This is a genomic window from Streptomyces sp. NPDC058751, assembly GCF_042746485.1.
In the GTDB taxonomy this organism is placed as follows: domain Bacteria; phylum Actinomycetota; class Actinomycetes; order Streptomycetales; family Streptomycetaceae; genus Streptomyces.
Genome location: NZ_JBHYPZ010000075.1, coordinates 14633 through 27377, shown reverse-complemented (window position 1 = coordinate 27377; position 12745 = coordinate 14633). Strand labels below are relative to the sequence as shown.

Below are 12745 nucleotides of genomic sequence, written 5' to 3'. Positions count from 1 at the left end.
CGCCCGCTGGGCATCAGTGACCGACAACGGCGGAATCCTCGGACCCGGACGACTCATGCCCGACTAACGACGAATCTCTGACTCAGGTCACTAGGAGCTGTCCGGGCGATCATGTGTCCCGCTAAGGTGACTCGACGGAGGGGCTCAATGAGTGCTGTCGAAATGAGTCGCGCGGAGATGGTCGCGCTCGTACAGCGGATCATGCAAGCGGACTACGTCTCAGAGGACGAGGTGGACGACTGGCTGGACAGGCTCGACGGAGCCCTGGCATGCCCGTCCGGTCATGTCAGCGACTTGATCTTCTGGCCGCCGGAGCGGGAGCTTTCTGCTGATGAAGTAGTCGATCAAGCCCTGGCGTATCGGCCGATCGCTTTGTGAGGCCGGTACTCAACTCCGAAGCCAGATAAGCAGAGCCGCGCTGGTTGCAGTTCCGAGGAAGATGTAGCTGCGCTTGTCATAGCGGGTGGCCACGGCTCGGTACTGTTTCAGTCTGTTGATCGCTCGTTCGACGGTGTTGCGCTTCTTGTACCGCTCTTCGTCGAAGCCGGGTGGCCGTCCGCCTCACCAGCCTTTGCGCAGGCGGGCGGCCCGGCTGTCGGTCTTCTCCGGGATCGTGTGCCTGATGCCTCGACGCCGCAGGTATTCGCGGCAGGGACCGTTGCTGTATCCCTTGTCGGCGGCGAGGCTGTCGGGCTTCTTGCGGGGCCTGCCCGGCCCCAGTTTCGGGACGCGGATCTTCTCCAGGACCGGCTTGAACTGGGTGCAGTCCGCCCGCTGACCTGGTGTGACGATCAAAGACAGTGGGCGACAGCGGCCGTCCGCGCTCAGGTGGAGCTTGGTGGTGAACCCGCCCCGCTAGCAGCCCAGGCCCTCACTTCCCGCACCACCTCCACCAGGCGGGCGTGCAGGCTCTGCCACGGCGTTTCGTCCTGATGTTCTGGCCCTTCGGCCCCCTTTGAGCCGGGCGCCGGCGGCGGGTCGGTGCGGGCACCCGCCGCATGCTGATGCGCACGAACGATGGTTGAGTCGACCGACACGTCCCAGTCGATTTCGCCTGCGGCGTCGGCGGCAGCCTGAACCTGCTGGAGCAGACGCTCCCACGTCCCGTCGGCCGACCACAGCCGGTGGCGTTCGTAGACGGTCTTCCACGGACCGAAGCGTTCGGGCAGGTCACGCCACTGCACGCCGGTCCGCACCCGGTGCAGGATCCCGTCGATCACCTGCCGATGATCCCGCCACCGGCCACAACGACCATTACTGACCGGTAGGAACGGACGCAGACGTTCCCACTCGGCATCACTCAGATCACCCCGCCCCATGCCTGAAACAACGAGCAGTCCAGATGCGGAGAAGCGGCGTCTACGCTCAGGGAATGGACCGCTACGAGAAGACGGCACATCTGGAGTGGTGGGCCAACCCATCCACCTGCCTGGCTCGAATCCCGATCAGAGCGACGGCCACCGCCAACACGGGTGAGTGGGACGCAGTGTTCTCACCCCCTCTTGACCACGGCGTCCGCGAGAACCTGAAACAGCTCATCGACGCCGACCCCTGCTTCACCCTTCGCTTCGACACCTCAGCCGTCGAAGTCCAGACAGAGGACTTCGACGGCGTCGATCATGTTCGGCTGACCGTCACCCCCGAGCCGTAAAGCGAGCAGCCCGACATGATCGGCCAGGCAGGTCCGTCCCCAGACGTGTGTGACTCAACAATGAGGGAGAACGGTAACGGTATGGAGCCATTAGAACTTCGCCGCGCAGTTGAGGCAGGACAGGCGGCCGCTTCGGAGCAGGGCCTTCAGGTCGACGATGCGATCGTCATCCACAACTCGGACCGCGTCGCGCTCCGCCTGGTCCCTTGCGATGTTCTGGCTCGGGTCGCACCGATGGGGCATCTGGCTGATTCCGAGTTCGAAGTAGAAGTTGCTCGCCGTCTCGCCGACGTTGACGCGCCGGTGGCTGAGCTCGAGCGTGGGGTCGAGCCCCGCGTCTATTTGCGTGATGCCTTCGCCATCTCGCTCTGGACCTACTACGAACCTGTGGGATCAGAGATCGTGCCGGCCGACTACGCAGAGGTGTTCCTGCGGCACCATGCCGCCCTGCGGCAGATCGATCTGGACGCACCGCATTTCACCGATCGAGTCGCCAGGGCACTGCGAGAGGTGAACGACCGGGAGCAGTGTCCCGATCTGCCCGATTTTGACCGGACGCTCCTTAGCGACACACTCAGTGGACTGAGCGTCGCGATCAGCAGCGACAAAGCCGACGACCAGCTGTTGCACGGCGAACCTCACCCGGGCAATCTCCTGAACACGAGGAGAGGGCCGCTTTTCGTAGACCTCGCCACCTGCTGCCGTGGGCCGATCGAGTTCGATCTCGCCCATGCGCCCGACGAAGTGGGAAAGCACTATGCGGGGGCTGACCACGACCTGATCCACCGGTGCCGCGCCCTGAACTGGGCGATGTTCTCTGCCTGGCGCTGGCGCCGAGACGACCAAATGCCCGACCGGGACCACTGGAGAGTGGAGGGCCTCAACCAGGTTCGTGCTGCACTCGATCGCTGCGGACTGAGCTGAACTTAGGGCGTGCAGATCATCAACTCGTAGCTTTCCGCTCGGTGGGTCGTTGGTCTGGCATGAGCGGGCTGGAAGGGCAACGGGCCGTGCTGGCGGCCAAGTTCGAGGCGATTCTGCCGCACCTCGACGAGCGGCAGCGTCGCCTGCTGATAGGGGTGGAGGCCCAGTCCCTCGGCCACGGCGGGATCAGAGCAGTCGCCCGTGCCGCCGGTGTCCGTGAGGCCACTGTCTCTGCCGGAGTGCGGGAACTCGGCTCTGGAGAAGCCCCGTTGGGACGCATCCGCCGGCCCGGCGCCGGCCGCAAACGCGTCGTCGACCGGAACCCGGCCGTTCGGGAGGCACTCCTCACACTGGTCGAGCCCGACGTCCGCGGAGATCCCATGTCGCCGTTGCGCTGGACCACCAAATCCACCCGCAAGCTCGCCGAGCAGCTGACCCGGCAGGGCCACAGGATCTGTGCGGACACGGTGGGCGACCTCCTGCGCGAGGAGGGCTTCAGCCTGCAGAGCAACGCCAAGACGCTGGAAGGCAAGCAGCACCCCGACCGGGACGCCCAGTTCCGCTACCTCAACGAGCAGGCCCGCACCCACCAGGACGGCGGGGCTCCCGTGATCAGTGTGGACACGAAGAAGAAGGAACTGGTCGGCCTGTTCAAGAACAACGGCCGCGAATGGGAGCCGAGAGGCGAACCGGTGCGAGTCGACACCCACGACTTCCCCGACCGCGAGCTGGGCAGAGCGGTGCCCTACGGCATCTACGACGTCGTCGCGAACACCGGCTGGGTCAACGTGGGCACCGATCACGACACCGCCGCGTTCGCCGTCGAGTCGATCCGCCGCTGGTGGAACGGAGCCGGACAGGCCGCCTACCCGGCGGCCGGCCGGCTGCTGATCACCGCCGACGCGGGCGGCTCCAACGGGTATCGCACCCGCACCTGGAAGACCGAAATCGCCCGGTTCGCCGCCGAGACCGGCCTGGCGGTCACCGTCTGCCACCTGCCTCCCGGAACGTTGAAGTGGAACCGGATTGAGCACCGGCTGTTCTCCTACATCACCATGAACTGGCGTGGCAGACCCCTGACCAGCCACGAAGTCATCGTCCAGAGCATTGCCGCGACCACCACCAAGACCGGCCTGACCGTTCACGCCGAACTCGACACCAACCCCTATCCCACCGGCGTCCAGGTCAGTGATGACGAACTTGCCGCCCTACCGATCACCCGGCACCGCTTCCACGGCGACTGGAACTACACCCTCCACCCCCAGCACCCGCGGGACACGACGGCGATCAACAACACCCCGGACCAGGCCCCGGCGAACAGGCTGGATCACCTCACGCGGCGTTCGCTACAGGACCCGGAACTGACCGGGATGACCAGCCAACGGCTCAGCGAGCTCATCGACACGCTGACTCCAGTGCTGGAGGCTCAACGCGAGCAAGTGCTCCGCGCGCGTCGTGGTCACGAGCGTCTGGTCGCACCGGGCACGGGTGCCAAAGCCAAGCTCACCCCAGCCGACCGGATCCTGGTCACTGTGCTCCACCTGCGCAAACTCGCCACCATGGACCTCCTCGGGCAACTCTTCGGCGTCTCCGCCGTGACCATCTGCCGAGCGAGCCAGGAAATTCGCCCACTCCTCGAAGCACACGGCCACCGCATCGGCGCCTCCACCGCCCGCTTCCGCACACCAGCCGACATCACGACGTTCCTCGCTTCCGACCTGACCTAAGGCGAGATCAAGAAGGCAAGTTAATGATCTGCACGCCCTAAGGAGGCGTAGACGCCGGTTCCTCGCTTACTCCTCTCCGTCTCGCTTGCCGGACCCGCACCCTCTGGCAGTACTGGCACGTCCCGGCTTTGTCGGGGCTGCTCACCGCCCTCCCCGGCACCTCCCGGTTCAGGCTGCACCCAGCTTCAACCGCCCTGCCTGAGAGCGGACAGCGCAAGATCCTTATAGACGGACACGAGGAATCCCTCTCTGCGGACAGCTGATCTCCCTGTCCATGGACCCATTCGTGTGTCGGTTCCGAACTGATGATCCCTCCGGGGGTTGGCTCCTCTTGCTGCCAGGCAAACGAGAGCCATCCCACCGGAGGGAACGTGAAGAAGTCTGACAAGGAAGTCATGGAGATCTTCGAAGCGCTGGACGCCACGGGAAGCGCGAATTCGGCCGCCAAGCTGGCCGGAGTCGACCCGAAGACCGTCCGGCGGTACGCACGGATGAGGGACACGGGTCGGCCGGTCGCCGGAACGGTCCGCCGGCCGAAGCTGATCGACCCGTTCCTGCCGAAGATCGAGGAGTGGGTCGAGCGGTCCGAGGGCCTGGTCCGGGCGGACAAGCTGCACGAGCGTCTGCAGCTGCTGGGCTTCACCGGGGACGAACGCACGACCCGGCGGGCGGTGGCGATGGCCAAGGAACACTGGAAGGCCAGCCACCGCCGCTCGTATCGTCCCTGGATCACCGAGCCGTCGCTGTGGCTGCAGTTCGACTGGGGCTGGGGACCGAAAGTCCCTGGCCTGGACGGTGAACCGCGGCAGACGCTGCTGTTTTGCGCGTGGTTGGCGTGGTCGCGATTCCGGGTGGTCATCCCGACCTGGGACCGCACTCTGCCGACGGTGATCTCGTGTCTGGACACCACGTTGCGGGCGATTGGCGGGGCCCCGACCTACGTGCTGACCGACAACGAGCGGACCATGACGATCGACCGGGTCGCTGGCGTCGCCGTCCGGCACCCGGAAGTCGTTGCCGCAGGCCGACACTACGGAGTGCAGGTCCATACCTGTCGGCCGTTCGACCCGGAGTCCAAGGGCGGCTCCGAGGCGACGGTCCGCATCGCGAAAGCAGACCTGGTGCCCACCCACGCGAACCTGCTCGGCGCCTACGACAGTTTCGCCGAGCTTGCCGGCACCTGCTCGCTGTTCTGCCACAAGGTCAACAATCGGGTTCACCGCGAGACGCACAAGACGCCGGCGTCGATGCTCGACATCGAACGGACACGGCTGCATCCGCTGCCCTCCGAGCCACACACGTCCGCGCTGGGCGAATCGCGGACGGTTCTGCGGGACCAGACCGTCCGCTTCGGCTCGGTCCGCTACTCGACTCCGGCCGGGCTGACCAAGGTCGCCCGCCACCAGATCGCGCTGCCCGGCAGGCCGGTGATCGTCCCCGACCACTACCCAGACCATCCCCAAGACCTCAGCGGCCACCCGCGGCCGCCGAAGCCGAAGCCCGCGAACGCGGCGGAAGAAGCGTTCCTCGCCCTGGGGCCGGGGGCCAAGTCGTGGCTGATCGAAGCCGCCGCCGCGGGCACCACCCGGATGCGGGTGAAGATGGCCGCCGCCGTCGAGCTCGCCGCCCTGGTCGGCGCCGCCGAAGTCGACATCGCACTCGGCATGGCCGCGACCGCAGGCCGGTTCGCCGACGACGACCTGATGTCGATCGTCCGCCACCGCCAGACCGGCGCCCGCCCCTCCGATCTCGTCGTCTGCGACGAGTCCTATTCCGTCCAGCCGGGAACCGCCGTCTGGGCCGACTTCGGCCGCCTCACCAGCGGCGGCCCCGATCAAAGGAGTTGATCCACTGATATGGCAGAGTCCACCGCCGTCCTCGCCACCGCGGTCACCACCGTCCCGGCCGCCCCCGGCCCGGGGCCGAGCCTGGTTCCGACGACGCCTCCGGCGCCACCGATCTCGACAGAGCTGGAGGCAGTCCTGAAGCGGATGCGCTTCCCCTATCTCCGCAAAGCGGCCCCCGAGGTCCTGGCCACCGCCCGCTCACAGCGCTGGGATCCCGCCGAAGTCGTCCGGATCCTCCTGGAGGAGGAGATCAAGGGCCGTGACCGGGCCACGAAAAGCAACCACATGAAGCGGGCGAACCTGCCCACCGGGAAGACCTTCGGCTCCTGGAAGGAAGAGGAGTCCTCGATCCCGGCCCCCACCCAGCAGGTGCTGATGACACTGGAGTGGGTGCATCGGGCAGAGAACCTCGCCGCCGCCGGCCCGTCTGGCACCGGGAAGAGCCACCTCGCCGAAGCCCTTGCCCACAAGGCGATCGAGGAGGGCATGCAGGTCGCCTGGTTCACCCTGGAGTCGCTGACCGCCCACCTCGGGCGGGCGACCGTCGACAACACCGTCTCCAAGGCCATCGCGAAGATCACCCGCTGCCATCTCATCGTCATTGACGACATCGGCATGCTGCCCTGCGGACAGGCCGCCGCCGAGGCGTTCTACCGCGTGATCGATGCCGCCTATGAACGCCGCAGTGTGATCGTGACCAGCAATCTTCATCCGTCAGGATTCGATTCGATCATGCCGAAGACCCTGGCCACTGCCGCTGTCGACCGGCTCCTGCACCACGCGCACGTCGTCCTGACAGAGGGCACCTCGCTCCGACTCGCCCAGGCCACCACCGGCCAGGGCGTCCAGCCCCTCACCCCGCCGGGCCGGCCATGAACCGCTCACGCCAGCGGCTCCGGGAGAGCACCAAGCATCCCGATGACGCGCTTGCGCAGCAGAAGGTACTCGTCCCAGCGGCGCAGTGGGCCCGGCGGACGTTCGACGACACGGGCTGCGGTCACCGTCTGCCCGTCCCTGAACTGCTCGCGAGTCAGATCGAGTTCCACACCGCTGGGCAGCCGGTTCCACCAGTGGAAGCCCCGCTGACCCCCGCCAGCGAGATAGACCTCGCCGACCACAAGATCGCCGCCGAAGATGTCATGGACAACCAGTGCCGTGATGTCGCAGTGGCCCCATGCCGGGTTCCCCGGCTCCCAGTCAGCCTGGTCGTCGGGCGAGGCAGTGTCGGCAGCCCAGCTTGCCCGCAGGGCCTTGTCGAGATCGAGCAGATTCCAGGTCGTCATCCCGGCAGCATCGCAGCCGCCACCGACATCGCAGGCAGCACAGGCACCCAGGACCCTTCCCCAGTGCTCGCGCTACCGCCCGAATAGGGGACGAATAGTCATACCGGGCAAGGAGATCAGCTGTCCGCCCGCAAGGAGGTCTGCTGTCCGCTCACACGGATGTCGCAGTGTCCGTGGACACTGCTGCGACAGGACGGCGGTGGCGTCCTTTCACCGCCATTCGAACGACGAGCGCCTCACGGCGCAGACTCCGGCAAGCACACGATGCACGGCATGAACGTGCAGGTAGGCGTGGCCGTCCTCGTGCCGGTGGGGTCTCCTTGTCCCAGTTCAGCCGCCGGACCGACGTCCGGCCCGGACCGGTCCGGGCCGGTGGCCTCGTGTCAGGTGGTCTCGAGCACCGCCAGTCCCTCGCGCCAGCGTGCCTCTCGCTCCGCCGCGCTCTGCTCCCACCAGGGGGTGCCCCGCTCTCCGAGTGCCACCTTCGCCCTGTGCACCCGGTCCCGAGCGACACGCTCAGCCTTCTGGGCATCGGCGCGCCGCGCGACGGCGACTTCTCGACGGGCCGCCATCAGATGAACGCGCAGCCGAGCACTCATGTCAGCGGGGACGGCCGGATCAGTGGCACGCCACCGACGGCCTCCGATGACCACGTAGTGCCCGTCGGAGGTCAAGGGCGGTCGTGCGTTCTGAGTCACCGGGACCGAGTGCCCGAGCCGGGCCGCTCCACTCGAGAACCGCCCATCCGGCCAAGCCCGGCCTCGTCCGGCTCCGGCCGCCCGTGCGAAGCAGCGGACCTGCGTGCCGCCGCGATTCTCCAGCCTGGTGTCCGGCACGGAATACACCACTGAGCCCAGGCCTGCGCCCCAGGGGGCTGCCGCGCCCGGCGCTACACGGCCGCACCGAACACCACCCCCTGTCTCCACGGATTTCGGTGCCTGCGCATCCGTCGGGAATGACGCGACGACATCCAAGGGGCCTTCCTCGCGGCGTCGCGGCCCGCCTGATCGTCTACCGACACGTCCGATGCCCTTGTCAGGACCCCCTTTGGGCCCGACGGGTCGTCGAATCCGGCAGCGCACCGCCCGTGACCCTCCTCGGCCCGCCGACGGCCGTTGTCCGTCGGAGCTGCGGCCGTCGGCGTCAAGTGGTGAAGACCTTGCCCGGGTTGAGGATGCCCGCAGGATCCCACACCCGCTTGATGCCACGGTGCAGGTCCAGTACCGCCGGGCCCAGTTCGTCGGCCAGGCCGCGCATCTTCAGCAGGCCCACGCCGTGCTCGCCGGTGACCGTGCCTCCCAGCGCGAGCGCCTGGTCGACGACCTCTTCGAACACCCCGCGGCAGCGGGCGAGTTTCCGCTCGTCGCCGCGCGGCACGACCAGCATCGGATGCAGATTGCCGTCCCCGGCGTGCGCCAGGGTGGCGATGTGCACGCCGTGCCGTGCGGCGATGTCCTCGAGGCGGGCGAGCATCTCGGGCAGGAGACTGCGGGGGACGCAGACGTCCTCGCTGAGCACCATGCCCAGGCGTTCCAGGGCGGGGTAGACCAGGCGCCGGGCCGCGAACAGGGCGTCCGCCTCGGCCGGGTCGCCGGACCGCGCGCTCCAGGTGGCACCGGCCGCCTCGAAACAGGCCAGCACGGTGTCCGCCTCCTGGGCGCCCGCCGCGCCGGGCGCATCACAGCGGGCCAGCAACAGCACGTCGCCACCGTCGGTGAGGCCCATGTTCTTCCACTCGTCGACGGCGCGCAGGGAGAAACGGTCCACGAGTTCCAGCGCGCTCGGGACCACACCGGAGGCCACCACCCGGGCGACGGCCCGGCCGGCGCCCGGCAGGTCGGCGAAGTAGCCCACGACGGTGTGCTCCTGGGCGCGCTCGCCCCGCAGCCGCACCGTGACCTCGGTGACCAGGCCCAAGGTGCCCTCCGAACCGACCAGCAGACCGGCGAGTTCGAAACCGGCCGAGCTCTTGGCGGTGCGCCGTCCCAGCCGGACCACGTCACCGCGACCGGTGACCACTTCGAGGCCCAGCACGTAGTCCCGGGTGACGCCGTACTTCACGCAGCACAGTCCACCCGCGTTGGTGGCGACGTTCCCGCCGATGGTGGACCACGGGGCGCTGGCCGGATCCGGCGGGTACCAGAGGCCCTTGGCGGCACACGCGGCACGCAGGTCCTCGTTGACGACGCCGGGCTGCACGACGGCCAGCCGTTCGTCCGGGTCGATGCGCAGAACCCGGTCCATCGCCGAGAAGGACACCACCACCGCGCCCTCGACCGCGTTGGCGCCGCCGGACAGGCCGGTGCCTGCCCCGCGGGCCACCACCGGCACGCCGCGCTCCGCGCAGTAGCCCACGACGGCCGCCACCTCGGCGGTGTCGTGGGGCTGCACCACGGCCGCCGGGAGCGCGTAGGGCGCGCCAGCTGCTTCGTCGTGGGTGAAGGACGCCACCCGGGACGGGTCGGTGATCACCCGTCCTGCCGGGAGGAGCCCTGCGAGATCAGTCGGTGTCGTGGTCACCCCGGCGAGGTTGGCACCCGGGGCGGCGGCCGTTCAATTGGCCGTTGGTACAAGCGCCACGGCCTGTACCAACGGCCAATTGCCGGGCCCTCGATGCGTCGGCCAACCTTGCTCGACGTCAGGTCAAGGCCGTGTCCGCATCAGGCTGAGGCCGTGTCCGCGATCCTCAGGAGGGTGAGTAGATGACGGCAGTGCTGATGGGAATCGGAGGCTTTCTCCCGCCCGTGACGGTCACGAACGACGACCTCTCCCGCACCCTGGACACCACGGACGAGTGGATCCGTACCAGGACGGGCATCCGGGAACGGCGGTTCGTCTCCGAAGGACTGGCGACGGGGAGCATGGCCGTGGCGGCTGGTGAGCGTGCCCTGCGGTCGGCCGATGTGTCCGGGGTGGATGCCGTGGTCGTGGCGACCACCTCGCCCGAGCGCCTCTGTCCGGCGGTGGCGCCGGAGGTGGCGTCGCAGCTGGGTCTGGGACCGCTGGCCGCGTTCGACCTGACCTCGGCGTGCAGCGGCTTCCTGTACGGGCTCGCCACCGCGTCCGGCCTGATCGCCGCCGGCACCGCCGACACCGTGCTGTTCATCGGGTCGGAGGCGTTCACCACCCTGGTGGACCCGGAGGACCGGTCCACGGCGCCGATCTTCGGCGACGGCGCGGGTGCGGTCGTCCTGCGCAGGGGCGAACCGGACGAGCCCGGCGCGCTGGGCCCGTTCGACCTCGGCAGCGACGGTGCGCTGGCCGACCTGCTGGCCATTCCGGCGGGCGGTTCCCGGCAGCGTTCCGCCGACGGCGGCCTGGGGCACGGCACGGTGCCGACGGGTGACTGGTACCTGCGGATGGAGGGTCGTCCCCTCTACACGCAGGCCGTCGAGCGGATGACGCAGTCGGCGCAGGCGGCCCTCAAACGCGCCGACTGGTCCGCGGCGGACATCGACTGGTTCGTCGGCCACCAGGCCAACATCCGTATCGTGCGTGCGGTCGCGGAGGAGCTGGACCTTCCCGGGGAGCGGGTCGCGGTGAACATCGACAGGGTCGGCAACACCCTGGCCGCGTCCGTGCCCCTGCTGCTGAACGACTACGCCGCCCGCGGGGACCTGAAGGCGGGCCAGCGGGTGCTGCTCTCCGCCTTCGGGGCCGGTCTGTCCTGGGGCTCGACCACGCTCGTGTGGCCGGAGCTCCAGGCGGAGTCCGTCGACTGACGACTTCTCGGTTCCGCGTCCCCCGTTCCCTCTTCACCTCATCCAACCCCTACAGCCCTCCAGGAGGAGACATCATGAGTTCCGCCCACGACTCCGTCGTCGAGGTCTTCGTCGCCCGTTTCGATCTGGACGCCGAGGCGGTGGTGCCCGAGGCCACCTTCGACGACCTCGGTCTCGACTCCCTGTCACAGCTCGAACTGGCCACCGCCCTGAAGAAGCGCCTGGGCGTCGTGATCAGCGACGAGGAACTGTCCGAGATCTCCACGGTCTCCGACATCGTCGCCCTGGTCGAGAAGAGGGGTGCCACGGTCCGATGACCGGCTTCGCGACCGCCGTCACCGGCATCGGGCTGGTGACTCCCGCCGGTATCGGCGTCAAGGAGAGCTGGCACCGCGTGGTCGAGGGTCGGCCGACGGCGGCGCACCACGCCGATCTGGAGGGCCTGCCGGTGACCATGGCCTGCAGGGTGCCCGATTTCACCCCGGCCGCTCTCGGGCGCACCGCCTGGCAGTGGGACCGCTACTCCCAGTTCGCCATCGCCGCCACGCGCGAGGCGCTGGACCAGGCCGGGCTCATCCCGGGCGAGTGGGCGGACAGCTCACGGGTGGCGGTGATCCTGGGCTCCGGCGCCGGCGGCACCGCCACGCTGGAGGCGCAGCACCGCGTACTGCTGGAGGAGGGACCGGAGGAGATCTCCGCCATGACCCTCCCGATGGGGCTGCTCAACATGGCCGCCGGCCAGGTGGCGATCGACATCGGGGCCAACGGGCCGTGCTCGGCCCCTTGCACGGCGTGCGCGGCCGGGGCCAGCGCGATCGGCCTGGGCCGCGAGCTGCTCCGGTCGGGGCTGGCCGACATCGTCGTGGCCGGTGGTGCCGAGGCGCCGATCACGCCGCTGTACCTGTCCTCGTTCGCGAGGATGCGGGCGCTCTCCCGGCGGCTCGACGATCCGGGGACCGCGTCGCGTCCCTTCGATGCGGCCCGTGACGGTTTCGTGCTCGGCGAGGGCGCCGGAGTCGTCGTGCTGGAGTCTGAGGAGCACGCGCGAGCCCGGGGCGTGCGGCCGGTGGCCCGGATCATCGGGTATGGCGCCTCCGCGGACGCGCATCACGTGACGTCCCCGCACCCGGAGGGCAAGGGCGCCGAGCTGGCGGTCCGTGCGGCTCTCGCGGACGCCGGGCTGACGGGCCGGGACATCGGCTACGTCAACGCGCACGGCACCTCGACTCCGCTCAATGACGTCATCGAGGCGGGAGTGATCCACCGGGTGGCCGGCCCGGACGTGCAGGTGAGCTCCACCAAGGGCGTCACCGGGCACCCGCTGGGCGCGGCCGGTTCCATCGAGGCGGCGTTCGCGGCGCTCACCGTGCACCACGGGGTGATCCCGCCGTCGGCGAGCACCGCCGAGGTCGACCCGCGGGTGGAGGTGGACATCGTGCACGGCGCGGCGCGCCACGCCCGCGTCGACGTGGCCCTGAGCAACTCGTTCGGCTTCGGCGGCCAGAACGCGGCCCTGCTGATCGCCTCGGCCTGACCCCTTCTCGAGCTCCGCCTGATCGCGGCGGCTCCCTCCGCCGGTCCCCTCACGACC

Annotated in this window: 12 protein-coding genes and 1 pseudogene; 9 read left to right on the top strand and 4 right to left on the bottom strand. The window is 68.9% G+C overall.

Annotation, left to right across the window (positions count from 1 at the left end):
* Nucleotides 1-147 precede the first annotated feature (147 nt).
* Nucleotides 148-378: an e9imm peptide gene (locus tag ACFW6B_RS39935; protein ID WP_386604628.1), complete on the top strand. Its 231-nt coding sequence runs from the start codon at nucleotides 148-150 to the stop codon at nucleotides 376-378.
* A gap of 9 nt (nucleotides 379-387) precedes the next feature.
* On the opposite strand, the pseudogene ACFW6B_RS39930 reads toward ACFW6B_RS39935, so the two are convergent.
* Nucleotides 388-1319: pseudogene (locus ACFW6B_RS39930) on the bottom strand (IS5 family transposase).
* A gap of 53 nt (nucleotides 1320-1372) precedes the next feature.
* On the opposite strand from ACFW6B_RS39930, the gene ACFW6B_RS39925 reads away from it, so the two are divergent.
* The 5 genes from ACFW6B_RS39925 to istB all read left to right on the top strand — a co-directional run bounded on the left by ACFW6B_RS39925 (nucleotide 1373) and on the right by istB (nucleotide 7025).
* Nucleotides 1373-1651 carry a hypothetical protein gene (locus ACFW6B_RS39925; protein WP_386604626.1) on the top strand — a complete coding sequence of 93 codons (279 nt, stop codon included), beginning with the start codon at nucleotides 1373-1375 and terminating at the stop codon, nucleotides 1649-1651.
* Between the two features lie 81 nt (nucleotides 1652-1732).
* Nucleotides 1733-2575 carry a phosphotransferase family protein gene (locus tag ACFW6B_RS39920; RefSeq protein ID WP_386604623.1) on the top strand — a complete coding sequence of 281 codons (843 nt, stop codon included), beginning with the start codon at nucleotides 1733-1735 and terminating at the stop codon, nucleotides 2573-2575.
* Nucleotides 2576-2634: 59 nt separating this feature from the next.
* On the top strand, nucleotides 2635-4302 hold the full coding sequence (locus tag ACFW6B_RS39915; protein WP_386604621.1) for an ISAzo13 family transposase: 1668 nt from the start codon (nucleotides 2635-2637) through the stop codon (nucleotides 4300-4302).
* A 395-nt stretch (nucleotides 4303-4697) separates the two neighbouring features.
* Nucleotides 4698-6149 (top strand): IS21 family transposase, encoded by a 1452-nt coding sequence (gene istA, locus ACFW6B_RS39910; RefSeq protein ID WP_386604619.1) that lies wholly within the window; start codon nucleotides 4698-4700, stop codon nucleotides 6147-6149.
* Between the two features lie 9 nt (nucleotides 6150-6158).
* Nucleotides 6159-7025 carry an IS21-like element helper ATPase IstB gene (gene istB / locus ACFW6B_RS39905; RefSeq protein WP_386604617.1) on the top strand — a complete coding sequence of 289 codons (867 nt, stop codon included), beginning with the start codon at nucleotides 6159-6161 and terminating at the stop codon, nucleotides 7023-7025.
* Between the two features lie 5 nt (nucleotides 7026-7030).
* On the opposite strand, the gene ACFW6B_RS39900 is transcribed toward istB, so the two are convergent.
* From ACFW6B_RS39900 to ACFW6B_RS39890, 3 genes are all read right to left on the bottom strand, one after another.
* On the bottom strand, nucleotides 7031-7432 hold the full coding sequence (locus ACFW6B_RS39900) for a hypothetical protein (protein ID WP_386604615.1): 402 nt from the start codon (nucleotides 7430-7432) through the stop codon (nucleotides 7031-7033).
* 383 nt (nucleotides 7433-7815) lie between these two features.
* The gene (locus ACFW6B_RS39895; RefSeq protein WP_386604613.1) at nucleotides 7816-8031 is read right to left on the bottom strand and encodes a hypothetical protein; all 216 of its coding nucleotides are present in this window, start codon (nucleotides 8029-8031) and stop codon (nucleotides 7816-7818) included.
* A 544-nt stretch (nucleotides 8032-8575) separates the two neighbouring features.
* On the bottom strand, nucleotides 8576-9952 hold the full coding sequence (locus ACFW6B_RS39890; RefSeq protein ID WP_386604611.1) for an FAD-binding oxidoreductase: 1377 nt from the start codon (nucleotides 9950-9952) through the stop codon (nucleotides 8576-8578).
* Nucleotides 9953-10134: 182 nt separating this feature from the next.
* On the opposite strand from ACFW6B_RS39890, the gene ACFW6B_RS39885 reads away from it, so the two are divergent.
* From ACFW6B_RS39885 to ACFW6B_RS39875, 3 genes are all read left to right on the top strand, one after another.
* Complete coding sequence (locus tag ACFW6B_RS39885; RefSeq protein ID WP_386604609.1) at nucleotides 10135-11154, top strand: beta-ketoacyl-ACP synthase III; 1020 nt, start codon at nucleotides 10135-10137, stop codon at nucleotides 11152-11154.
* A 74-nt stretch (nucleotides 11155-11228) separates the two neighbouring features.
* Nucleotides 11229-11471 (top strand): acyl carrier protein, encoded by a 243-nt coding sequence (locus ACFW6B_RS39880; protein WP_103550748.1) that lies wholly within the window; start codon nucleotides 11229-11231, stop codon nucleotides 11469-11471.
* Nucleotides 11468-12688: a beta-ketoacyl-[acyl-carrier-protein] synthase family protein gene (locus tag ACFW6B_RS39875; protein WP_386604606.1), complete on the top strand. Its 1221-nt coding sequence runs from the start codon at nucleotides 11468-11470 to the stop codon at nucleotides 12686-12688. Before ACFW6B_RS39880 ends, ACFW6B_RS39875 begins: the two co-directional genes overlap by 4 nt.
* Nucleotides 12689-12745 lie beyond the last annotated feature (57 nt).

Bases quoted from the DNA above. Each gene is read 5' to 3' on its own strand.
- ACFW6B_RS39935 (WP_386604628.1), top strand. From the start codon at position 148: ATGAGTGCTGTCGAAATGAGTCGCGCGGAGATGGTCGCGCTCGTACAG.
- ACFW6B_RS39925 (WP_386604626.1), top strand. From the start codon at position 1,373: ATGGACCGCTACGAGAAGACGGCACATCTGGAGTGGTGGGCCAACCCA.
- ACFW6B_RS39920 (WP_386604623.1), top strand. From the start codon at position 1,733: ATGGAGCCATTAGAACTTCGCCGCGCAGTTGAGGCAGGACAGGCGGCC.
- ACFW6B_RS39915 (WP_386604621.1), top strand. From the start codon at position 2,635: ATGAGCGGGCTGGAAGGGCAACGGGCCGTGCTGGCGGCCAAGTTCGAG.
- istA (WP_386604619.1), top strand. From the start codon at position 4,698: ATGGAGATCTTCGAAGCGCTGGACGCCACGGGAAGCGCGAATTCGGCC.
- istB (WP_386604617.1), top strand. From the start codon at position 6,159: ATGGCAGAGTCCACCGCCGTCCTCGCCACCGCGGTCACCACCGTCCCG.
- ACFW6B_RS39900 (WP_386604615.1), bottom strand. From the start codon at position 7,432: ATGACGACCTGGAATCTGCTCGATCTCGACAAGGCCCTGCGGGCAAGC.
- ACFW6B_RS39895 (WP_386604613.1), bottom strand. From the start codon at position 8,031: ATGAGTGCTCGGCTGCGCGTTCATCTGATGGCGGCCCGTCGAGAAGTC.
- ACFW6B_RS39885 (WP_386604609.1), top strand. From the start codon at position 10,135: ATGACGGCAGTGCTGATGGGAATCGGAGGCTTTCTCCCGCCCGTGACG.
- ACFW6B_RS39880 (WP_103550748.1), top strand. From the start codon at position 11,229: ATGAGTTCCGCCCACGACTCCGTCGTCGAGGTCTTCGTCGCCCGTTTC.
- ACFW6B_RS39875 (WP_386604606.1), top strand. From the start codon at position 11,468: ATGACCGGCTTCGCGACCGCCGTCACCGGCATCGGGCTGGTGACTCCC.